General features: G+C 72.2%; 23 protein-coding genes and 1 pseudogene. 12 read left to right on the top strand and 12 right to left on the bottom strand.

Annotation, left to right across the window (positions count from 1 at the left end):
* Positions 1-351: 351 nt before the first annotated feature.
* The 3 genes from AXW62_RS06925 to AXW62_RS06915 form a co-directional block, all read right to left on the bottom strand.
* Positions 352-846 (bottom strand): DUF5994 family protein, encoded by a 495-nt coding sequence (locus AXW62_RS06925; RefSeq protein WP_060943700.1) that lies wholly within the window; start codon positions 844-846, stop codon positions 352-354.
* Entirely contained in the window at positions 843-1,385 is a 543-nt protein-coding gene (locus AXW62_RS06920; protein ID WP_060943724.1) for a DUF5994 family protein, read from the bottom strand. The genes AXW62_RS06925 and AXW62_RS06920 overlap by 4 nt, the downstream gene beginning before the upstream one ends.
* Positions 1,386-1,725: 340 nt before the next feature.
* A complete protein-coding gene (locus AXW62_RS06915; RefSeq protein WP_060943699.1) occupies positions 1,726-2,286 on the bottom strand; it encodes a TetR/AcrR family transcriptional regulator in 561 nt (186 codons plus the stop codon).
* Positions 2,287-2,493: 207 nt separating this feature from the next.
* Here AXW62_RS06915 and AXW62_RS06910 point away from each other — a divergent pair, with 207 nt between their 5' ends.
* A complete protein-coding gene (locus AXW62_RS06910) occupies positions 2,494-4,935 on the top strand; it encodes a SpoIIE family protein phosphatase (protein ID WP_060943698.1) in 2,442 nt (813 codons plus the stop codon).
* A 364-nt stretch (positions 4,936-5,299) separates the two neighbouring features.
* On the opposite strand, the gene AXW62_RS06905 is transcribed toward AXW62_RS06910, so the two are convergent.
* Together AXW62_RS06905 and AXW62_RS06900 are read right to left on the bottom strand one after the other, a co-directional pair.
* Complete coding sequence (locus AXW62_RS06905; protein ID WP_060943697.1) at positions 5,300-5,989, bottom strand: MSMEG_1061 family FMN-dependent PPOX-type flavoprotein; 690 nt, start codon at positions 5,987-5,989, stop codon at positions 5,300-5,302.
* A 45-nt stretch (positions 5,990-6,034) separates the two neighbouring features.
* Entirely contained in the window at positions 6,035-6,997 is a 963-nt protein-coding gene (locus AXW62_RS06900; RefSeq protein ID WP_060943696.1) for a PDR/VanB family oxidoreductase, read from the bottom strand.
* Positions 6,998-7,067: 70 nt separating this feature from the next.
* On the opposite strand from AXW62_RS06900, the gene AXW62_RS06895 reads away from it, so the two are divergent.
* Positions 7,068-7,727 (top strand): TetR/AcrR family transcriptional regulator C-terminal domain-containing protein, encoded by a 660-nt coding sequence (locus tag AXW62_RS06895; RefSeq protein ID WP_242438192.1) that lies wholly within the window; start codon positions 7,068-7,070, stop codon positions 7,725-7,727.
* A gap of 449 nt (positions 7,728-8,176) precedes the next feature.
* On the opposite strand, the pseudogene AXW62_RS47405 reads toward AXW62_RS06895, so the two are convergent.
* Positions 8,177-8,986 (bottom strand): annotated as a pseudogene (locus AXW62_RS47405) (LysR family transcriptional regulator); the annotation flags it as partial.
* 305 nt (positions 8,987-9,291) lie between these two features.
* Between AXW62_RS47405 and snpA the strand changes: the two are divergent.
* Positions 9,292-9,957 carry a snapalysin gene (gene snpA, locus AXW62_RS06885; RefSeq protein ID WP_060943695.1) on the top strand — a complete coding sequence of 222 codons (666 nt, stop codon included), beginning with the start codon at positions 9,292-9,294 and terminating at the stop codon, positions 9,955-9,957.
* A 260-nt stretch (positions 9,958-10,217) separates the two neighbouring features.
* Positions 10,218-10,430 carry a hypothetical protein gene (locus AXW62_RS06880; protein ID WP_030823140.1) on the top strand — a complete coding sequence of 71 codons (213 nt, stop codon included), beginning with the start codon at positions 10,218-10,220 and terminating at the stop codon, positions 10,428-10,430.
* A gap of 107 nt (positions 10,431-10,537) precedes the next feature.
* Here the strand turns inward: AXW62_RS06880 and AXW62_RS46895 are convergent, their stop codons facing one another.
* Entirely contained in the window at positions 10,538-11,140 is a 603-nt protein-coding gene (locus tag AXW62_RS46895) for an STAS domain-containing protein (protein WP_079115504.1), read from the bottom strand.
* Positions 11,141-11,415: 275 nt separating this feature from the next.
* The gene (locus tag AXW62_RS06870; protein ID WP_030823135.1) at positions 11,416-11,808 is read right to left on the bottom strand and encodes an STAS domain-containing protein; all 393 of its coding nucleotides are present in this window, start codon (positions 11,806-11,808) and stop codon (positions 11,416-11,418) included.
* Positions 11,809-12,231: 423 nt separating this feature from the next.
* Here AXW62_RS06870 and AXW62_RS06865 point away from each other — a divergent pair, with 423 nt between their 5' ends.
* The 3 genes from AXW62_RS06865 to AXW62_RS43790 all read left to right on the top strand — a co-directional run bounded on the left by AXW62_RS06865 (position 12,232) and on the right by AXW62_RS43790 (position 13,811).
* Positions 12,232-13,170: a beta-ketoacyl-ACP synthase III gene (locus tag AXW62_RS06865; RefSeq protein WP_060943694.1), complete on the top strand. Its 939-nt coding sequence runs from the start codon at positions 12,232-12,234 to the stop codon at positions 13,168-13,170.
* A 78-nt stretch (positions 13,171-13,248) separates the two neighbouring features.
* Positions 13,249-13,632, top strand: a complete 384-nt coding sequence (locus AXW62_RS06860; protein WP_060943693.1) for a VOC family protein — start codon at positions 13,249-13,251, stop codon at positions 13,630-13,632.
* An 11-nt stretch (positions 13,633-13,643) separates the two neighbouring features.
* On the top strand, positions 13,644-13,811 hold the full coding sequence (locus AXW62_RS43790; protein ID WP_159060822.1) for a hypothetical protein: 168 nt from the start codon (positions 13,644-13,646) through the stop codon (positions 13,809-13,811).
* Between the two features lie 18 nt (positions 13,812-13,829).
* Here AXW62_RS43790 and AXW62_RS06855 read toward each other — a convergent pair whose 3' ends face one another.
* The 3 genes from AXW62_RS06855 to AXW62_RS06845 all read right to left on the bottom strand — a co-directional run bounded on the left by AXW62_RS06855 (position 13,830) and on the right by AXW62_RS06845 (position 16,006).
* Positions 13,830-14,630, bottom strand: coding sequence for a helix-turn-helix domain-containing protein (locus tag AXW62_RS06855; protein ID WP_060943692.1), 801 nt, complete (start codon positions 14,628-14,630; stop codon positions 13,830-13,832).
* Positions 14,627-14,851: a hypothetical protein gene (locus tag AXW62_RS06850; RefSeq protein WP_030823122.1), complete on the bottom strand. Its 225-nt coding sequence runs from the start codon at positions 14,849-14,851 to the stop codon at positions 14,627-14,629. Before AXW62_RS06850 ends, AXW62_RS06855 begins: the two co-directional genes overlap by 4 nt.
* A 243-nt stretch (positions 14,852-15,094) precedes the next feature.
* The gene (locus tag AXW62_RS06845) at positions 15,095-16,006 is read right to left on the bottom strand and encodes a glutaminase (protein WP_060943691.1); all 912 of its coding nucleotides are present in this window, start codon (positions 16,004-16,006) and stop codon (positions 15,095-15,097) included.
* 206 nt (positions 16,007-16,212) lie between these two features.
* Between AXW62_RS06845 and AXW62_RS06840 the strand changes: the two genes are divergently transcribed.
* Positions 16,213-16,803 (top strand): peptidoglycan recognition protein family protein, encoded by a 591-nt coding sequence (locus tag AXW62_RS06840; protein WP_060943690.1) that lies wholly within the window; start codon positions 16,213-16,215, stop codon positions 16,801-16,803.
* Positions 16,804-16,993: 190 nt separating this feature from the next.
* Here the strand turns inward: AXW62_RS06840 and AXW62_RS06835 are convergent, their stop codons facing one another.
* The gene (locus AXW62_RS06835) at positions 16,994-18,607 is read right to left on the bottom strand and encodes a Na+/H+ antiporter (RefSeq protein ID WP_060943721.1); all 1,614 of its coding nucleotides are present in this window, start codon (positions 18,605-18,607) and stop codon (positions 16,994-16,996) included.
* 77 nt (positions 18,608-18,684) lie between these two features.
* Between AXW62_RS06835 and AXW62_RS06830 the strand changes: the two genes are divergently transcribed.
* The 4 genes from AXW62_RS06830 (at position 18,685) to AXW62_RS06815 (ending at position 21,185) form a co-directional block, all read left to right on the top strand.
* Positions 18,685-18,945 (top strand): UBP-type zinc finger domain-containing protein, encoded by a 261-nt coding sequence (locus AXW62_RS06830; RefSeq protein ID WP_030823102.1) that lies wholly within the window; start codon positions 18,685-18,687, stop codon positions 18,943-18,945.
* Between the two features lie 112 nt (positions 18,946-19,057).
* Positions 19,058-19,603 (top strand): GNAT family N-acetyltransferase, encoded by a 546-nt coding sequence (locus tag AXW62_RS06825; protein ID WP_060943689.1) that lies wholly within the window; start codon positions 19,058-19,060, stop codon positions 19,601-19,603.
* A 245-nt stretch (positions 19,604-19,848) separates the two neighbouring features.
* Positions 19,849-20,262 carry an ATP-binding protein gene (locus tag AXW62_RS06820; RefSeq protein ID WP_014054819.1) on the top strand — a complete coding sequence of 138 codons (414 nt, stop codon included), beginning with the start codon at positions 19,849-19,851 and terminating at the stop codon, positions 20,260-20,262.
* A gap of 17 nt (positions 20,263-20,279) precedes the next feature.
* Complete coding sequence (locus tag AXW62_RS06815; RefSeq protein WP_370682892.1) at positions 20,280-21,185, top strand: RNA polymerase sigma factor SigF; 906 nt, start codon at positions 20,280-20,282, stop codon at positions 21,183-21,185.
* Positions 21,186-21,472: the final 287 nt, after the last annotated feature.

Genomic DNA, 21,472 nt, shown 5'->3' with positions numbered 1-21,472 from the left:
CGGCGTCCATGGCGGACCGGGTGCGGTCTTCTTCGCCCGGCCACAGGGGCGCGCGGATCCACGGCGCGATGACGACGGACGCGAGGCCGAGGACGAGTTGCATCTGCTGAACGCTCGCCCCTGCGGAGATGAGCGCGGATCCGAAGAAGTGGCGCGGGTCGGCCGGCTGATCACACCGACGGCCGGCGCCTGTTGCGCCCCGGACCGAGCCACCACCGACGACTATCTGGCTACGACCCACGGCACCGAGCCCACGGTCAGCAGCGCCATGGCCCACGAGTTCGCCGGCAGACCGGGACGTTCGCCCCTATCCAGCTTCCTGACGTCTGGGGCCGGTCCGGGACGGAGGTGTCAGGTCGGCGGAGATGACGTGTCGCCGCCGGTGCCGATCTCGATGAGGATCTGTTCGGCCTCGGTGACATTGTCGGCCCGGACGGCCCTGGCCATTGCGGCGCGTGCCGCGTCGGGCTTCGTATCCGGCGGGACCACGAGCAGGGAGAAAAGGTCCTGGGCACCCCGGGTGATGAGGACGGTGTCGTCACCGATCGGGAAGGAGTCGATGTGCACGACCCGGCCGTCGATCGTCAGCCGGGTCGGCAGTTCGTCCCAGGCGCCGCTGTCCAGACCGACGCGGGAGACGGGTCCGAGATGCTCGGTCAGCGCGGTGACCAGCGGGGGGAGCTCCGCACAGACGTCCCGGGACCGCGGCCACCAGGCGCCGTCCAGGATTCCCTCGCGCGTGTGTGTCGTCTCCAGCCTCAGCAGGGCCGTTCCGGGTCTCACCGCCTCGTGGACGGCGTCGGGCAGCAGCCTGGATGCGTCGGGGGTGTCGGCGGAGTGGGTCATGCTGTCGCGCGCCCTTCGTACGGGGCGACGTTCTCCTCTTCCGCCTCCATCCGCCGGGACGACGGCGGACCCGCTCCGCCATCGGTCTCCCACGCCTCTTCCCTGCTTCGAGCATCGATCCCATCGGCCGATTCCTCCCGGCCCGGGGCATCGACGTCGTCGCTGGCCATCAGACGTGCGGCGGCCTCCGCGCCGGCTTCCGGTGGAATCACCAGGACGTCTCGGCGGCCATCGGAAGAGGACAGAGTCAGTCTGTGCGGATCCCGTTCATCGGTGGACCAGCCCACACGCACGATGCGCCCGGCTACGGACACCCAATGCGGAATGACGGGCCAGTAGGCCGGGTGCACGGTGACACCCGTCACACGGTCCCACAGGCGGCCCAGCGCGGCCGTCAAGGGCGGCAGCTCACGGGTGAGGGCACGGGAGCGAGGCCACCACACGCCGTCCAGCCCGCCCGGCGCGGGCGCCCATGAGAGCCGGACCGGAGGCGGCGGCGCCCGCCTGCTCGACGTCGTACGGTCAATGGTCACGGGCATGGCAAGGACCTGTCCCCGGGCTCGTGGGTGCGACCCGGCGTTGTCGATCACCGGAAACGGCACCCACAGCTGAGCCGGTGCGCGAAGAACCTCCGGCCTCTTCACATTACTCCGCTCATCGACCGGAAAGCCGGTCATGGCCAGATACTTCCCCTTCCTTCGGGGCCCCTCCCCGGCGCCGAAGCCCCCGCCCGGTCAGCACCGGCCCTCTCGCTCGAACGCCGGGTGCCGCGGGGCGCTCCACCGCATCCGGACCGCCGCCCGACGGCCCGGATGCGGTCTTTCTCCTGGGGAACCGCCTTGGCGGGCGGAAAGGTTGACCGACGTGGGCGTACGCCCCTCATCCGCGCGGGCTGATCCCCGCCACGGCCAGGGCGAGCAGCCGGTCCGCCTCGGCGGCGGGGTCCGGGTGGCGTTCGGTGGCCAGCGCGATCCCGGCGATCAGTGTGAGCAGATCGGCCATCGTCACCCCGGGCGCCACCGCGCCGGCCCGTTCGGCCCGCCGCAGCAGCGGCCCGCCGGCCTCGGTGAGCCGCGCCGCGCAGGCGTTCTCATGCCCCGTACCGGACTCCCCGTCCCGCACCACCACGGCGGCCAGGCCCCGCGCGGACGCGGAGTAGGCGGTGAGCGCGCCCAGCCACTCCAGCAGGGCGGCCCGTACGTCGTCCGCCTCCGCCAGTTCACCGGCGCGGGCCGCCAGAGCCTCGATCCGCTCGCGGAAGACCGCCTCCAGCAGGGCGCGGCGGGTGGGGAAGTGGCGGCGCACGGTGGCCGAGCCGACCCCCGCGGTGCGGGCGATCTGCTCCAGGGAGGCGTCGGCCCCGTGCGCGGCGACCTCGTCCTCGGCCACGGCGAGGATCCGTGCGTAGTTGCGCCGGGCGTCCGCACGCTGGGCGGGCATGGCGTCACCTCCGGGTGGGTTCATGCGGCAGGGCACTCCGTACCGTACCGAGGCGTAAGCGGCGGGCCCCGCCGGTTGGCTCGCCCGGCCGTGCCCGGCTGTGCCCCACCGCGCCCGGCCCTGGTTGATGCCCGGCCCGGAGTGGACGAGGCTGGAGGGGAACGCTGGTGGACGGACCCGGTGCCGTCCCCGGAGGGACGGGCGACCATGAAGCGCCACGACAGCGGCTCCGCACAGGAGTGGGGCGGCTTCGACGAAACGGGTACGGCGAGGGCCACCGTCAGCGCTGACGGGACGCTGACCAGCTGGAACGAGGGTGCTCGTCGGCTGCTCGGGCACACCGCCGGGGAGGTCGTGGGGCGGCCCGCCGCCGAGTTGCTGGCCGATCCGGCCCCGGCGGCCGCCGAGGTCCTCGAGGCACGGGCCCAGCCCCGGTGGCACGGGACGGTGGCGCTGCGCCACCGGGACGGCCATGAGATGCCGGTACGGCTGCTGGCCCACCGCGGGTCGCCGGAGGGCGACTGGCTGCTGGTGGCCGCGGCCCCGCGGGCGGACCGGCCGTCCCCCGGGGCCCCGGACGACGCGCTGCTGCGATGGGCCTACGCCCAGTCGCCCTGCCCCATGGTGATCTACGACACCGATCTGCGGCTGCGCAAGGTCAACGCCGAGATGTCACGCGTCCTCGGCCTCACCGAGGCGGAGATGCGGGGCCTGCGGCTGCCGGAGATCGGGGGCAAGCTCCAGGACGAGGAGCTCGAGGCGGTCATGCGTCAGGCGCTGGTCACCGGGGAGCGGCGCGATGTGGAGACGTATCTGCGCGGCGGTGGCGAGGCCGGGGAGCACACGTGGTCGGTCGAGTTCGCCCCGCTGAAGACGGCGGACGGCCGGGTGCGGGGGGTCTGCCTGGCGGCACACGACACCACCGAGCAGTATCTGACCCGCCAGCGGCTGCTGTTGCTGACCGAGGCCGGCGAACGGATCGGCAGCACCCTCGACATCGACCGGACCGCGCAGGAGCTCGCCGACGTCTCCGTACCGCGGCTGGCCGACTTCGCCACCGTCGATCTGCTGGACCGGCTGGACCAGGACGACGAACTGCCCGCCGGGCCGCTCACCGGCCCGGTCATGCTGCGCCGCGCCGCCCGGCAGTCCATCTACGAGGGGTGCCCCGAGTCCGTGGTGGCGCTGGGGAAGGTGGACAGCTACCCAGAGGTCGCGCCGATGGTCGAATGTCTGGTGGCGGGGCGTCCGGTCATCCACGCGGCCACCGATCCCACGATCGCCGAATGGGGCGCGCTGAAGCCCGCCCGCGCCCGTACCCTCGAGCGGTTCGGCGTCCACTCGATCATGTCGGTACCGATCCGGGCGCGGGGAACGACGCTCGGGGTGGTCGTGTTCGTCCGCCACCACACCCCCAGGCCGTTCACCCGGGGTGACGCGCTGCTGGCCGAGGAGATCACCACCCGGGCCGCCGTCTGCGTGGACAACGCCCGCCGCTTCACCCGGGAGCGCGAAACCACCCTGGCCCTGCAACGCAGTCTGCTCCCGCAGACCCTGCCCCGGCCGGCGGCGGTCGAGGTCGCCTCCCGCTATCTGCCCGCGGGCCCGCGCACGGGCGCGGGCGGGGACTGGTTCGACGTCATCCCGCTGTCCGGGGAACGGGTCGCGCTGGTCGTGGGCGATGTGGTCGGCCACGGCATCCAGGCGTCGGCCACCATGGGCCGGCTGCGGACAGCGGTCCGCACCCTCGCCGATGTCGATCTGCCGCCGGACGAGCTGCTCACCCACCTGGACGACCTGGTGATCCGTCTGGCCGCGGAGACCGGGGCCGGGAAGACCACCGGGGACATGGGGGCCACCTGTCTGTACGCGGTCTACGACCCGGTCTCGCACCGCTGCTCACTGGCCGCGGCCGGGCACCCCGCCCCGGCGCTGGCCAGGCCCGACGGCACCGTGGAGTTCCTGCCGGTGCCGGTCGGGCCACCGCTGGGGGTCGGCGGGCTGCCCTTCGAGACGATGGAGGCCGAACTGCCCGAGGGCGCCGTGCTCGCCCTCTACACCGACGGGCTGATGGGCAGCTGGGAGCGCGACGTCGACGAGGGGCGGCGCCTGCTGGCCGGCGCGCTGGCCCGCCCCGCCCGGTCCCTGGACAGCACCTGCGAGGCCATTGTGCGGACGCTCCGCCCGAGCGAGGGCGTGCTCGACGATGTCGCGCTGCTGCTCGCCCGCGTGCGCACCCTGGACGCGGCGCACGTGGCCACCTGGGACGTGCCCGCCGATCCGGCGTTCGTGGCCCGGTCCCGCCGGGACGTGACCGAACGGCTGACCGAATGGGGGCTCGACGAGGCCGTCTTCACCACCGAGCTGGTCGTCAGCGAGCTGATCACCAACGCGATCCAGCACGCCGCCCCGCCCATCCAGCTGCGGCTGATCCATGACCACTCGCTGATCTGCGAGGTCTCCGACGCCTCCAGCACCGCCCCGCACCTGCGCCGCGCCCGCGCCTTCGACGAGGGCGGCCGCGGTCTGCTGCTGGTCGCGCGGCTCAGCCAGCGCTGGGGGAGCCGGCAGACCACCGAGGGCAAGACGATCTGGTCGGAGCAGACTCTTCCGGTCGGGCTGTCCGCCGTCTTCCCGGACCTGGGCTGACCGGACCTGGGCTGACCGGACCTGGGGCTGACCGGACCTGGGGCTGACCGGGCCTGGGCTGACGGCCCCGGACTGGCCGGACCCGGACTGGCCGCACCTGGGCTGGCCGAGCCCACGACCGCGTCGGCCCACGACCGCACCGGCCCACGGCCACCGGGCCGACCCCTCGCGCGGGCACCTCGCGCGGCGGCGCCTCGCGTGGGCGTGCCCGCTCCCCTGGCCGGGCCCGCCGGGCGAGCCGCACGGGGCGGGCCCGGTGGACGGGGCCGGGCCCGGTCCGGCACATGGCGTCCTGCCGAGGGGCGCCGCCGGGCCGCGGCCGAGCGTCTGGGGCCGCGGCCGAGCGTCTACCCGCCGTGCGGCTTCAGTACAGGTCGTTCTTGTAGTGGTCGTCGATGACGTCGTGCAGGCCGTCAGCCAGGTCACCGAGGCTGTCGGCCATCTTGGCGGCGTTCTCCGCGATCGTCAGGGTGTAGAAGTCCCCGTTCAGCAGGACCGCGTCGGCCAGTCCGCGGGGGTCGCCGTCCCAGAGCCCGGCCCGGATGACCGCTTTTCCGCACTGGCCGAACACCTCGCGGATGCGCACGATGGTCGCGAGCACGGCCGGTTTGCCGTCCGCGCTGAGGATGTCGAGCAGTTCCGGGTCGTCGGTGACGAACGCGTCGCCGTTCACCCGGATCACCTCGCGTACGCCGGGGACGAAGAAGACGAGCCCGACCGCCGGGTTGCGGGTGATGTTCTCGAAGCCGTCGGCGAGCTTGTTGCCGGGCCGGTCGGGGATGGCCAGCGTCCACGGGTCGAGAATGCGCACGGAGCCGGGCGGGTCGCCCTTGGGGCTGGTGTCCAGCTGCCCGTCGGCCCCGACGGTGGCCATGCAGAAGAAGGGGCTGTGGGCGATGAACCGGGCGGCGAACTCGCCGAGTTTCGAGTCCTTCTTCTCCACGATGAACTTCGGCGGGTTCCCGATGACCTCGCGGACCCGCTCCATCGTGATCGGGGTGTAGAGGTCCGCGGCGGTGGTGGTCGGTGGGCGTGCGGTACCGGCCGTTGCCATGGCGTGCCTTCCTTTCCTTCGTGGTCACAGGTCGAGCCTTCGTGGTCACAGGTCGAGTACGAGACGCGGCGTCCGGGCGCGTGATACGCAGACGAACATCCGGTCGTTGGCCGCCCGTTCGTCCGTGGAGAGGATCTCGTCGCGGTGGTCGGGCACGCCGTCGAGCACGGCGGTCTCGCAGGAGCCGCAGAGCCCGGACCGGCAGGAGGCCGGGACCGGGATCCCGGCCTCCTCGACGGCGTCGAGGACGCTGCGGCCGGCCGGGACGGTGACGGTCCTTCCGGAGGCCCGGCAGACGACCTCGACGGGCTTGTCCTCTTCGGCGGAGCCCTGCGGGCGGGCTTTGAAGCGTTCGACGTGCAGGGTGTCCGGCGGCCAGTGGCCCACGGCGTCCTCGAGCGCGGCCAGCAGCGGCGCCGGGCCGCAGGCGTACACCTTGACGCCGGGCTTGACCTGGGCGAAGTACGAGGCCAGGGGGATACGGCCGACGGTGTCGGCGGGGTGGAGGCTCACCCGTGACCCGTAGGTCCTCAGCTCGTCGAGGAACGGCATCGACGCCGCCGTGTGGCCGGCGTACAGCAGCCGCCAGGGCCGGCCCCAGGACTCGGCCTGGCGGATCATCGGCAGAATCGGCGTGATCCCGATGCCGCCGGCGACGAACACGTACGACGCGGCCGGCTGGAAGGCGAAGTTGCTGCGGGGGCCTTTGAGGTACAGGCGCTGCCCGGGGCGCAGGAAGGCGTGCACGTACTCGGAGCCGCCGCGGCTGGCCCGTTCCCGTCGTACCCCGAGCCGGTAGTGCGACCGCTCACCGAGCGGACCGCACAGGGAGTACTGGCGCTGGATCCCGGTCGGCAGCACGAGATCGACGTGCGCTCCGGGTTCCCAGGGCGGCAGCGGCCCGCCCGCGGCCTTCTGCAGCTGGAGCGAGAGCACACCGTCCGCCTCCCAGCGCAGCTGTCGCACGGTGACCTCGAACCCGGCGGACACGGAAGAGGGAGAACTCATCTCGTCACCCGACCCTCATGTTAACAACGTTATCAACGGGTCCGCCCACGCTACTGATAACATCGTTAACGTGTCAAACGAGGGGACGGGCCGCACGCGCGGCACGCTGGCCGCCGCACGCGCCGACCAGGCGGTGCGCGAGGCGCTCACGCTGGTGGACGAAGGCGGTCTGGAAGCACTCACGATGAGGCGGCTGGCCGATCGGCTCGGTGTGCATCTGCCGACCATCTATCGGTCGTTCGCGAACAAGGGCGCCCTGGTCGGCGAGATGGCCGAGGCGATCCTCGCCCGGGCCCTGCCCGCCGACCCGTTCGACGGCGCGGACTGGACCGACCACGTCAGGCATCTGGCCGGAAGCCTGCGCGCGGCCTTGCTGGCGCAGCGCGACGGGGCGCGCATCGTGGGCGGCAACTACACGGCCAAGCGCAACAACCTGACGTACGTCGACACCCTCGTCGGCTGCATGCGCGAGGCCGGTCTCGCCCGGGACCACAGCCTGTGGGCCGCCAGTTCGGTCTTCTGCTACGTGCTGGGCGAGACGCTCGAACAACAGGGCGCTGCCGGAGGAGAGACCGAGATGCTCGAGGGCGTCCTACGCGCCGGCGGCTACCCGCATCTCACGGCGGGCCCGGCGCACCGGCTGCTCGACTTCGACGCGCGCTTCGCCTTCGGGCTCGAACTCCTCCTGACGGGCATCGGGGCCGCCGAGCGGACGGCCTCGCCTGGCTAAGAGCCCTCGGCGGGCCCGGCGAGACCTATGGCCTCGAGCGCGTCACGGCCCGCGTGGAAGCGCAGCAGCGGACTCTCGTTGCGCACCAGCCACTGGCGGTACGCAGCGCTCGCCCAGGCGATCTCGAAGTAGGCATCCTCCAGGTCGCCGAAGAGGGCATCGACGTCGAGGGGACCACCGGGCACCACGCCCAAACCGGCCCCGGCGGGAGCGGTGTGCCCGGCGGGAGCGGCAGACCCGGTGGACCTGGCGAACTCGGCAGGTCCGGCGGCCCCAGCAGATCCAGCGTGCCCAGCGACCCCAGCAGGCCCACCTGACCCAACAGACCCAGCGACCTCAGCAGGCCCAGCCGACCCAGCGGCCCCAGCTGATCCAGCTGATCCAGCAAGCCCAGCAGGCCCAGCGGCCCCAGCAGGACCGACGACCCCTGTGCGGGTCGCCGGGGTCACCCGTGAGGCCAGGAACAGCCGGACCATCAGCGGATCGCCGTACAGCGGACGTACGGCCACGCCCTGCCGGGACCGCGCGGTCGGCTGGCAGGGAGTGACCACCTCGCCCGAGGCGACCAGATCGGCGGCGGTCAGATAGTCCCCGTACACGACCCGCGGGTTGAGCCCCGCGGCGGCCAGGACCCGGCGCAGCCCGGGGCCCTCGCCGTCCACGCTGGGGTCGACCATCCACTGGTCGGCGGCGAGGTCGGCGAGCCGCACCACGGACCGCGCGGCGGCCGGATGGGTTTCGGCCAGCGCCACGAACTGCGGCTCCCGCGCGACCAGCACCCGGCGCTCCACCCCCTCGGGCACCCGCAGCGGCGCGCCCTCGACCTCATGGACGAAGGCGACGTCCAGCTGGTTGGCGGCGACCATCTGCAGCAGCGCGTTGGCGGAGACGTCGATGTGGATGGTGGTGTCCGTGTCGGGGTAGCGGGCGCGGAGCCTGCGCAGCCAGCCGACCACGGCCCGGCTGCCCGTGCTGCCGATGCGCAGCCGGGCGTCGGCGGTCTGCCCCGCCTCCTGTCTGACCTCGTTCAGCAAGGCGTTCATTTCGGCCACGATCGGCCGGGCGCGGCACAGCACGGACCGCCCGAGCGGAGTCGGCCGGCTGCCGGTGACCTCGCGGGAGAACAGCCGGCCGCCGATGGTGTTCTCGATGCGCCGGAGCTGGGTCGTCAAGGACGGCTGGGTCATGCCCAGTTGCCGCGCCGCCTTCCGTAGGCTGCCGGTGTCGGCGATGGCGCACAGTGCACGGAGGTGCCTCACCTCGAGCTCCACGGCGGGAGCATAACTGCGCCTTCATCGGTCACACCAGACTCTGAAACCCCGCCAAACCCGTACCGTGAATGATCAATAGCTGGCCAAACACCGGTCGACGGGTGGTCAAACGAACGCCGTCCGGCAGGATCCGGGACACCGGCGGGGGATATGTCGTGGTCCTATCACCAGTTGATATCTCCGCGTACGGCCGGATCTCCTCAAGACTCGGCGTCAGCCAAGAGTTCATCCCACGGCCCCGGCCGCCTCCCCACACGGCGACCGGGGCCCGAGGACGATGAGGAGCCCCCCACATGTCACTTCCGAAGCTGGCGCTGTCCGCGACCATCGGCCTCGGCCTGGCGGCGACCCTGGCCGCCGTGCCCGCGTCCGCGGCCACGCCCGACCACGCCACGGCTCAGCGGGGCGCCGCGACCGCCGCCTACACCCCGAGCGGTGAGGAGCGGGCGGACACCGACGCCTTCATCAAGGCCGTGATGAAGTCGGCGCTGGCCAAGCGGGCGAAGTCGCCCAGCGCGACGGCCGCCGTCACCGTGACCTACAGCGCGAGCCAGGCCCCGACCTTCCGGTCGGTGATAGCCCGCTCCACCCAGATCTGGAACTCCGCGGTGAGCAACGTGAAGCTGCAGGAGGGCAGCAACCCGGACTTCACCTACCGGGAGGGCAACGACCCCAGAGGCTCGTACGCGAGCACCGACGGCCACGGCAGCGGTTACGTCTTCCTGGACTACGCCCAGAACCAGCAGTACGACTCCACCCGGGTCACCGCACACGAGACCGGCCATGTGCTGGGCCTGCCGGACCACTACCAGGGTCCGTGCAGCGAGCTGATGTCCGGCGGCGGCCCCGGCCCGTCCTGCACCAACTCGCAGCCGAACCAGAACGAGATCAACCGCGTCAACCAGCTCTGGGCCAACGGCCTGGCCTCGCTCGAGAAGAAGCTCGCCAAGACCCACTGAGCCCACTGGGCCCGCGGAACACACTGGCCCCACTGCGCCCACCGGGCCCACCGGGCCCACCGAATCCGCTGATCCCCTGGATCAGGGTTGGATCAGGGCATGACCCGCCCGCACCTGGTTCCCGACGCCGGGTGCGGGCGGTCGGCGTGTGCGGGAAGCGACGCCGCCTCCGGCCGGAGGTACCGTGTAGACACAGGAGCATTCCGCACAAACCGGCCGGATTCCGTCCAGCTGGGGCCCGGCCCCAGGGAGTGAGCACCATGGAGACTGTGATCACCGTGGTCGTGATTCTCGCGCTGATCGCCGTGGGCGCCCTGCTGATCCACCGGACCAATGTCCAGAACGGCAACCACATGTCCCCGGAGAGCCATGACGTCGCTCCGGCCGGCGGCCGGGCCCGCCATCGCGGCTGGGGCCGTGGTCGGCAGCGCCGGGGCCACCGGACGCCCCCTCCCCAGGACCGCCGAGTCTGAGACCTTGAGGCCGGTTCCCATGACGCCGGACGCGAGACCCTGAAACCGCTTCCCGTGACGCCGGACCCGAGACCCTGAAGCCGGTACCGCGGCCCCCGGGGGCACCCCTATTCCTCGCGCAGCGCCTCGTCCAGTGTGGCGACCGGGCGGAGCACATCCAGCAGCCTCCCCGCGCGCAGGGTGCGGAGGATCAAGGCGTTGTCGCAGACCAGCCGCATCCGCCCGCCCCACTCCATGACACGCCGATGGGCCCGGCACAGCAGCCCCAGGCCCGAACAGTCGAAGAAGGCGGTCGGCCGTAAGTCCACGATCACCGCGGGCTCGTCCCCGGCCGTGGCCGCGTCCAGCCCAGGTCCCACAATTCCCACCCCGGCGATGTCGATCTCGCCGTGGAGTTCCACGACGGTGTACGCGCCGACCCGGTGCGTATGGACGCGGGGAGCGGCGGCGTCCGCGGCGGCCCCGTCCCACCCGGCCGGATCCCCATCGGCGAGGCCCTGCGCGGCCAGGTCCCCATCAGCCGAGCCCCGCGCGGCCAGGTGATCGGCGGAATCCTGCGCGGCGAGATCCCCGTCGGCGAAGCCCTGCCCGGCGAGACCCCCATCAGCCGAGCCCCGCGCGGCGAGATCCCCGTCGGCCGAGCCCTGCGCGGCCGGGTCCCCGTCGGCCGGGCCCTGGGCGGCGCTCCGGGCACCGCGGTCCAGTGGCATCGGCGTACGACGGGCAGCCGCACGACGGGGAGCGCCTGGCTGCGTCATCGCGATATCCCCTCGGAACGGCACACTGCCCCCTCTCACCTTCGTCAAGGTCCCGGAAGCGGGCAGGGTCGGGCGTCGGGTGCGAATCCGCCGGGTCCTGGGCGAGGTCTCGCGAGCGTAAAAGGGTAACCCTCGGTTACAGAGGCAGGGACGCGGTATTCCGCCGATGAAGACCGCTCGTTCGAGTGAATTTCGGTTCTTAGTATTGACACTTCGTCAGATCCAACCTACGCGAGGGTGTCACCGCCCCCTCCGGTCACCGGGCCCGCCGCCCCCGCGATCGCCGGTGTCAGATCCTCCAACACCTCGAACGCCTCGTCCAGCCGGACCATGCGCAGCAGCCGCAGGAACCGCGGTTCGTCGATGACGAGCCGCAGCCGCCCGTCCCGCTCCAGCACGCGATTACGCAATCGACACAGTAAGGACAACCCGGCACAGTCCAGGAACGTGACCGGCCGGAGGTCCAGGACCAGGTCCGGACCCGGTGCCTGAGCGAGAGAATCGAGCCGCGCCACGATCCGCCCCGCGGCGAAGATGTCCAGCTCCCCCGCGATCTCGGCGACAGTGACGCCGCCGACCGCGTGGACTCGGACGCCGAAGGCGGGCCGATCATCGAACATGCAAGCCTCCTTGCCCCTGGGGGAGGCGCGCGACACCGGAGCCCGCGGCCACACCGGTCATCGCCGGGGTCCAGGCCGGCCCTTCAGTAGATGACATACCCACCTACCGGCTGACCAGTCAACGAACGCCCAGGCACGTGTCGTTGGCCTATTTGGACCCCTCGGCCGCCGCCCATGACCCACCGGTAACGCGGGACATGACCCCCACCACGCACGGCACCGCCGGACCCCGTGCGGTGTCCGTCCGGTCCGGCCCACGCCGGGGGAAGGCGGAAAGCTCCAGATCTCGGCGCACAAGATTGGCGGGTACGCCCGCGCACGGCACGTCTGCTCGGCTCAAGACTGGGCACACCGCAGACTGTGCGTCGAGATCCACGCAAAAGGCATGGATCCGTCGACACCGGCGCGAAAAGGGGATGACCGATGACCGGCTCGCACGTACTGGCCCTCGGCCACTACCAGCCCGCGAAAGTGCTCGGCAACGACGACCTCGCGGACATGGTCGACACCAGCGACGAGTGGATCCGCAGCCGGGTCGGCATCCGCACCCGGCATCTCGCGCGCCCCGACGAGACGGTCGACGAGATGGCCGCGGCGGCCGCCGCCAAGGCGCTCGCGCACAGCGGTCTCGCCCCCTCCGACATCGACCTCGTGCTCGTCGCCACCTGCACGGCGATCGACCGCAGCCCCAATATGGCGGCCCGGGTCGCCGCCCGGCTCGGGCTGCCCCGCCCCGCCACCATGGACCTCAACGTGGTGTGCGCCGGCTTCACCCACGCCCTCGCCACCGCCGACCACACCATCCGGGCCGGTGCGGCCACCGCGGCGCTGGTGATCGGCGCGGACAAGTTCAGCGCGGCCACCGACTGGACCGACCGCTCCACCTGCGTCCTGACCGGCGACGGCGCGGGCGCGGCCGTGGTGGTGGCCGCCGAGCGGCCGGGTATCGGCCCGGTGCTGTGGGGTTCGGTCCCGGAGATGGGCGACGCGGTCCGTATCGAGGGCACACCGCCCCGGTTCTCGCAGGAGGGCCAGACCGTCTACCGCTGGGCCACCACCCATCTGCCGCCGATCGCGCGGGAGGTGTGCGAACGGGCCGGGACCGCCCCCGAGGACCTGGCCGGGGTCGTGCTGCACCAGGCCAATCTGCGGATCATCGAACCGGTCGCCCGCAAGCTGGGCGCGATCAACGCGGTGATCGCCCGTGACGTGGTGGAGTCGGGCAACACCTCGGCGGCCAGCATTCCGCTCGCGCTCTCCAAACTCGTCGAGCGGGGGGAGATCCGCTCCGGCGCCCCGGTGCTCCTCTTCGGCTTCGGCGGCAACCTCTCATACGCCGGCCAGGTCATCCTCTGCCCCTGACCGCGCTCTCCGGCCGCACGGCCGGGGAGGTCCGATTCGTTCAAGACCACCAGTCGGCGCGCCGCCTACGCTGCCCGCATGACAGCACGATTCAACGCCATCGGCCTGGTCGTCGCGGACATGGCCGCGTCCCTCGCCTTCTACCGCCGCCTCGGCCTCGACATCCCCGCCGAGGCCGACACCCAGCCCCACGCCGAGGCCACCCTGCCCGGCGGGACGCGGCTGCTGTGGGACACCGTCGAGACGGTGCGCTCCTTCGACCCGGAGTGGACACCGCCGACCGGGTCCCACCGGGTGTCCTTGGCGTTCGCCTGCGACAGCGCGGCCGATGTGGACAAGACCTATCAGGACCTCGTGGCGGCGGGGGTGCGCGGGGAGAAGGAGCCGTGGGACGCGGTGTGGGGCCAGCGCTACGCGGTGGTCCTCGACCCCGACGGCAACGGCGTGGACCTGTTCTGCTGACGCTCGACGGCGTGGACCTGTTCTGCCGAGTCGGCCGGGTCCACGGCCTGGGCGAGGTAGCGCCGGCCGGGAAGCGCGGGGATGCCGCGCTCGCGGCCCGTCCCGAGCTGGTGGACGGCCTCGTCATCACCGACCCCGACACCCACGCCCGCCCCGACGGCGTGGACCTCTTCTGCTGACGCCCGGTTCGCCTCTCGCTACCCTCCCGGCGCCCGGAGCAGACGGCTCAGCGGGACGCCGGTCAGGGTCCTGACCTCGCGGGCGAGGTGCGCCTGGTCGGCGTAGCCGGCCGTCGCCGCGACCTCCGCGAAGCGGACACCGGTGCGCGCCAGGTCCAGGGCCCGGTTCAGCCGCAGCACCCGGCCCAGCGTCTTGGCGCCGTAGCCGAAGGCGGCGAGGGAACGGCGGTGCAGCTGCCGTTCCCCCAGCCCCACGGCGGCGGCGATCCCGGCCACGCCCGTTCCGCGGGAGGCCCCCGCGACGATCGCGGCAAGCACCGGATCGGGCGGTTCCGCCGTCCGCAGCCGGCCCAGGGCGGCCTCCTCCAGCACGCGGCCGGGCGCCGACTCCCGCCCGGCGATCCGTTCGGCGGCCCGCCCGGTGATCCCCCCGTCGGTCCGCCCGGCGATCCGTTCGGCGGCCCGCCCGGCGGTCCGTTCGGCGATCCGTTCGGCCAGCCGCCGGACCTCGGCGTCCGGCCAGAGCGCGGCCAACGGCACCCGCAGATCACGGAGTTCATGCGCCGGTACGCCGAGCACGGCGGGGCCGGCGCCGGGGGCGAAGCGCAGGCCCACGGCGTGGGTGCCCGGCGGGCCGGAGGCCAGATGGGCACGGGTGTCCGGACCGGCGACGATCAGCTCGCCGTCCGGTCCGGTGCCGCTCCAGATCAGATCCGTACAGCCGTCCGGCAGCACCCGCTGCGGCCCGGCCCCTGCCGTACGGGTCCACACCACGGCGCCGCCACCGATCAGCGCCTTCCGCTCCCGGTAATCGCTCACGGGACCTCGCGCAGGTACATCGCGCCGCACGAGTGGCAGAAGGGCCCCGAGTCGGCCGCGCCCCACAGGTCGGCGGCCTGGGTCTCGGCGTCCGGGTCCAGCTCTCGCCCGCACATCGCGGTCGTTCCGTTGGCGCGGACCATGTGCCAGATCTTGACCGGCGCGCCCGCGACCCGCCCGGGGCTGCCCTCCTCGTATTCGGCGCGCATCTCATGCTGCATGGCGGGACACCTCCTGCTCACCACCACTCCCCTCCATGCTCCCGCCGCGCCGGGGCGGGCGCCACCTCCGTCCGCGGGCCGCCCTCGCGCCGCCCACGCTCCCCTGCTCCCCCGCGCCCCTGCGTGCGGCCACGCGACGGACCGGGCCTCTGCACATCCGGACATCCAGACATCCGGCATCCGGCATGGACACCGAAACGCCGGACCGGCCCCTCGACCCGCAGGACGCATGCACCGGGGGCATCAGAAGACGGACCAGCCGGTCAGCGTGGTGAAGTGGTCCAGCGCCGCCACTCCGGCCACCGAGTTGCCGCGTGCGTCGAGGCCGGGGCTCCAGACGCACAGCGTGCAGCGGCCGGGAACCACCGCGATGATGCCGCCGCCGACCCCGCTCTTGCCGGGCAGCCCGACGCGGTAGGCGAAGTCACCGGCCGCGTCGTACGTACCGCAGGTGAGCATGACCGCGTTGACCTGCTTGGCCTCGCTGCGCGACAGCAGCCGTGAGCCGTCCGCGCGCAGCCCGTGGCGGGCCAGGAAACCGCCGGCCAGGGCCAGGTCGCGGCAGCTCGCCTCGATCGAGCACTGCCAGAAGTAGTGCTCCAGGAGGGTCGGCACGGGGTTGTCGAGGTTGCCGTAACTCGCCATGAAGTGGGCGAGGGCGGCATTGCGGTCGCCATGGGCGGACTCGGAGACGGCGACGTCCCGGTCGAAGGCGAGGTCCGGGTTGCCGCTCTCGGCGCGCAGGAAGTCCAGCATGGTGGTGCTGGCGTCGCCGGTGAGGGTGTGCAGCCGGTCGGTGACCACGAGCGCCCCGGCGTTGATGAACGGGTTGCGCGGGATGCCGTTCTCGTACTCCAGCTGCACCAGGGAGTTGAAGGGGTTGCCCGAGGGCTCGCGGCCGACCCGCCGCCACAGCTTCTCGCCGTCCTCGGCCAGGACCAGCGCGAGGCTGAACGCCTTGGAGATGGACTGCACCGAGAAGGGCCGCTCCCAGTCGCCGACCCCGGTGACCCGGCCGTCGACGTCGGCGAGGGCGATCCCGAAGCGGTCCGCGTCCACCGAGGCGAGCGCCGGGATGTACTGGGCCACCCGGCCCCGGCCGATCTGCGGCTCCACATGGGCCGCGACCTCCTCCAGCACTGCCTGGTAGTCCATGGTTGCGATGCGTCTCCTGTGCGACGTCGAGCGGGTTGCCGGGTTCGCACGATATCCCCCGCCGTATCCCCCGCCGCATCCCGCGCCCCAGCCTCCGCCGCACCGATCATCACGCCATGTGTTTATGGAGGTGCGATGGGTAAGCAAGCGAGTGAACCAGGCGGGCCGCGACCGGGGCCCGCCGTACGACCAGAACGGAGGCGGTCATGGCCTCACCCATGTCCGCGGGGGACTTCCTGGCGGCGTTGACGAACGAGGGCGTGCGGGTGACGCAGGTCGGCGACTGGCAGCACCACAACAGAAACCACAAGGGGCCCTGGGGCCCGGTGCACGGGGTGATGATCCACCACACCGTCACCTCCGGCACCGAGCAGACGGTGGAGATCTGCCGGGACGGCTTCGAGTCGCTGCCCGGTCCGCTGTGCCACGGCGTGATCGCCAAGGACGGCGGGGTCCATCTGGTCGGCTACGGCCGCGCCAACCACGCCGGGCTGGGCGATGGCGACGTCCTGCGGGCGGTGATCGCCGAGAAGCCCCTCCCGCCGGACAACGAGGCCGACACCGACGGCAACCGCGCCTTCTACGGCTTCGAATGCGAGAACCTCGGCGACGGCGAGGACCCGTGGCCCGAGGACCAGCTGGACGCGATCGCGCGGGCCGCGGCCGCCGTGTGCCGCCATCACGGCTGGACCGAGCGCTCGGTGATCGGCCACCTGGAATGGCAGCCGGGCAAGGTGGATCCGCGCGGCTTCACCATGGACGCGATGCGCGCCCGGATCCGGGAGCGGCTCACGTAATACGGGAAGACGGCTCACGTGACCCGGGAACGGCTCACGTGACCCGGGAACGGCCCACGAAACCCGGGAACAGCTCGCGTAACCCGGGAACGACTCACGTAATCCGGCTCACGTAGCGCCGAGGGCGGCGGGCGGGCGCGGAGGACGCGGAGGACGCGGAGGACGCGGAGGACGCGGAGGGGCCGGGGGCTCAGCCCCCTTCCCCCTCCGTGGCCCCCTCCCGGTAGAGCGCCGCCTCCTCCAGGTCCAGCCGGCGCAGCAGCGACCGCAGCATCTCGTCGTCGATCCGCCGGGCGTCCCGCAGGTCCACGAACACCTTCCGCTCGGCCTCGATCATCTCCCGGGCCAGTCTCCGGTAGGTGTCGTCGGCCGATTCGCCGGTCACCTCGTTGACCGCTCCGAGCCGCTCCCATACGGCGTTGCGGCGCTGCTCCAGCACCGTGTGCAGCCGGTCGGCGAGCGGCGGCGGCAGGGCGTTGCGCTCGTCGGCGAGCAGTTCCTCCAGCCGGCGCTCGGCCGCCAGCGACGCGCTGTTCTGCGCCTGTGCCTCGGCGAGCGTCTCGGCCCGCGGATCACGGCCCGGCACCCCGAGCAGCCGGATCAGGGAGGGCAGGGTGAGCCCGTGGACGACCAGGGTGCCGATGACGGTCGTGAAGGTAAGGAAGAGGATCAGGTTGCGGGCCGGGAAGGGCGCCCCGCCGTGCACGGTCTGCGGGATCGAGAAGGCGATGGCCAGTGAGACCACCCCGCGCATCCCGGCCCAGCCGACGATGACCGGCGCGGTCCAGTCGGTGCCCGGCTCGCGCTCGCGGATGCCGGGGAAGAGCATGCGCGGCAGGAAGGTCGCCGGGAAGACCCAGACGAAGCGGGCGGCCACCACGGCCAGGAAGACGACGGCCGCGTACCAGGCGGCCTGGCCCGCCCCGTACTCCCCCAGACCGGCCACCACGACCCGCAGTTGCAGCCCGATCAGGGCGAACACCGCCGACTCCAGGATGAAAGCGATCATCCGCCAGACCGCCGCCTCCTGGAGCCGGGTCGCGAAGTCCACCTGCCAGGAGTGGTGTCCGAGGTAGAGCCCGACCACCACGACGGCCAGCACGCCCGAGGCCCCGGCCTGTTCGGCGGTGGCGTAGGCGACGAAGGGGATGAGCAGCGAGAGGGTGTTCTGCAGCAGGGGGTCCCGCAGCCGGGTGCGGAGCCAGTGCAGCGGCACCATCAGGATCAGACCGACCACGACGCCGCCGACGGCCGCGAAGACGAACTCCCGCACGCCCTCGGTCCAGCTGACCCCCTCCCCCACCGCCGCCGCCAGCGCCACCCGGTAGCCGGTGATCGCCGTCGCGTCGTTGAACAGCGACTCGCCCTGCAGCACCGTGGTGAGCCGGGAGGGCAGCCCGATGCGGCGGGCGATGGCGGTGGCGGCCACGGCGTCGGGCGGGGCGACCACCGCGCCCAGCACCAGCGCGGCGGTCAGCGGCAGCCCCGGGATCAGCAGATGGGCGACGGCGCCGACCGCGACCGTGGCGAAGAGGACATAGCCGACCGAGAGCAGGGCGACGGGCCGCAGATTGGCGCGCAGATCCAGATACGAGCTGTCCAGCGCCGCGGTGTGCAGCAGCGGCGGCAGCACCAGGGGCAGCACGATGTGCGGGTCGAGGGTGTAGTCGGGCACGCCCGGGACGTACGAGCAGATGAGCCCGGCCGCGACCAGCAGCAGCGGCGCGGGCACCGGGGTCCGGCGGGCCGCGCCGGCGACCACCGCGCTCCCCGCGACCAGCATCAACAGCGGCAGTACATCCATCGCCCGACCCCGTCCCCGGCGGTCGTGCCACCGGTCGTCCATGTGTTCCGCTCACGCGGCGTTTTAGTCTGGCAATCATGAGCGAGTGTCCACATGTTCCCGCACTGCCGCGCCCCGAGCCGGAGCCCCAGACCGTCACCTGCCCCGAGTGCCTGGCGGTCGGCAGCCACCCCGTCCAGCTGCGGAAGTGTCTGGTGTGCGGGCATGTGGGCTGCTGCGACTCGTCGCCGCACCAGCACTCCACCCGCCACTTCGAGGGGACCGGCCATGCGGTGATGCGCAGCTTCGAGGAGGGTGAGGAGTGGCGCTGGTGCTACGTGGACCAGCTCATCGTGTAGCGCTCACCGTGGGCGGCCACCGCGTATCGCGGGCGCCCGGACTTCGCGTTTTCCGCGCTCTGGCGGGGATCGACTGCCGCGTTTGCCGCCACGGCCCGCTAGCCTTCACCACATGATCCGATCAGCGAAGCCGTCCGACGTCCCGGCGATCCACACGATGATCCGAGAGCTGGCGGCCTACGAGCGGGCTCCGCAGGAGGCGAAGGCCACCGAGGAGCAACTGCGCGAGGCGCTCTTCGGGGCGCATCCCGCGGTCTTCGCGCTGATCGCCGAGGAGGCCGGTGGCGCCGGAGAGCCCGCCGTGCCCGTGGGGTTCGCCCTGTGGTTCCGTAACTTCTCCACCTGGACAGGCACCCATGGCGTGTATCTGGAGGACCTGTACGTCACCCCGCGGGCCCGTGGGGGCGGCCACGGCAAGGCGCTGCTCGCCGAGCTGGCACGGATCTGCGTGGAGCGGGGCTACGCCCGCTTCGAATGGTCGGTGCTCGACTGGAACGAGCCCGCGATCGGCTTCTACGCCGCGATCGGTGCGGAGCCGATGGACGAATGGACGGTGCGCAGGCTCTCGGGAGAGCCCCTGCGAGCGCTGGCCGCCCAGGCCGGTGGCACCGCCGTGACCAGCGATTCCCTGAATGAGGCGACATCTCTTTCGAATTGAGACCGCCAACCCTCTAGCCACGCTGCGTACTCATGTGCTTACTATGAGTGATAACGCGACTTTGCGGGGCCGGGTTCACCCGTGATGAGGGCCGTGCTTCGTCCGGGCGACACCGCACCGCAGATCGCGATAGCGTCGCAGCCGAACTACATACAGCGCCGGTCCGTCACCCTCCACCATAAGGGTTCGGGGCCGACGCTCCAATCAGCTCAGCTCAACTAGCTTGTGTCACCTTGGAGGTGAGGGTGTCCCAGATCGCAGGCGAGCCCGGGACCCAGGACTTCGTGGAAGTCCGGCTGCCCGCTGCGGGTGCCTATCTGTCGGTGCTGCGTACGGCGACCGCCGGCCTCGCAGCCCGCTTGGACTTCACCCTCGACGAGATCGAGGATCTGCGTATCGCCGTCGACGAGGCATGCGCGATCCTGCTGCAGCAGGCCGTGTCCGGCAGTGTGCTGAGCTGCGTCTTCCGCTTGATCGACGACGCACTTCAGGTGACCGTCTCGGCTCCCACCACTGACGGCCGCGCGCCCGAGCGCGACACCTTCGCCTGGACGGTGCTCTCCGCACTGGCGGGCAAGGTGGACTCGACCGTGGCCGAGGACCGAACGGTCAGCATCAGCCTGTACAAGGAGCGCGGCGCCGGCCCCGGACAGCCGTGACGGAACAAGGGGGCTCCGTGAGCACTGCATCATCGCGGGGAGTGGGTACCCCGGCCATCCCGCACCCGCCGGCCCGGCCGCATCCCGCGGACTCGGAGGCGGCAGGGGACCGACCAGAGCGGGCGGACCACATGGATCAGCACGAGCAGGTGCACCAGCAACCCGATCCGCACAACCGGAGCGGCGCGCGGGCGATGTTCGCCGAGCTGCGACGGCTACCGGAGGGCTCCGCCGAGCGGGCCGAGTTGCGCAACAACCTCGTGCGTATGCATCTGCCGCTGGTGGAGCACCTGGCCCGGCGCTTCCGCAACCGCGGCGAGCCGCTGGACGACCTCACCCAGGTCGCCACCATCGGGCTGATCAAGTCCGTGGACCGGTTCGACCCGGACCGCGGGGTGGAGTTCTCGACCTATGCGACCCCCACCGTCGTGGGCGAGATCAAGCGGCACTTCCGCGACAAGGGCTGGGCGGTGCGGGTGCCGCGCAGGCTTCAGGAGCTGCGGCTGTCGCTGACGACGGCCACCGCGGAGCTCTCCCAGCGGCATGGCCGCGCCCCGACCGTCCATGAGCTGGCCCAGCATCTGTCCATCTCCGAGGAGGAGGTGCTGGAGGGGCTGGAGTCCGCCAACGCCTACAGCACCCTGTCCCTGGACGTACCGGACACGGACGACGAGTCCCCGGCGGTCGCCGACACCCTCGGCGCGGAGGACGAGGCGCTCGAGGGCGTCGAGTACCGGGAGTCGCTCAAACCACTGCTGGAGGATCTGCCGCCGCGCGAGAAGAAGATCCTGCTGCTGCGTTTCTTCGGCAATATGACGCAGTCGCAGATCGCGCAGGAGGTCGGCATCTCCCAGATGCATGTCTCCCGGCTGCTGGCCCGCACCCTGGCGCAGCTGCGCGACAAGCTGCTGGTCGAGGAGTAGCGAGCACACCTGGCCCAGGGTGCCCGGGCCTCCCCCGGGCACCGGCCGCACCCCGCCGGCCGCCCGCCCACCCGCGCGCCCGGCCGTGCGGACACCCCGGCCGCGTACCCGGCCGCACGCGTACCTGGTCGCATCCGTGCCCGGCCGCATACGTACCCGGTCAGGCGTCGGGAGCGGGGCGCGTCCTGTGGCGACAGTCCCTGGGAACCTAGGGCGTGTTTCGAAAGTCCCGCCTGCCCCGCGACGCCTGGCACGCGCGCTCGCTGCGTTGTCGGGATCGTCCAAGT

The sequence above is a fragment of the Streptomyces hygroscopicus subsp. hygroscopicus genome, from assembly GCF_001553455.1.
Lineage (GTDB): Bacteria > Actinomycetota > Actinomycetes > Streptomycetales > Streptomycetaceae > Streptomyces > Streptomyces hygroscopicus.
Note: the sequence above shows the minus strand (reverse complement) of the source record. Positions and strands in the feature narration are given on the sequence as shown.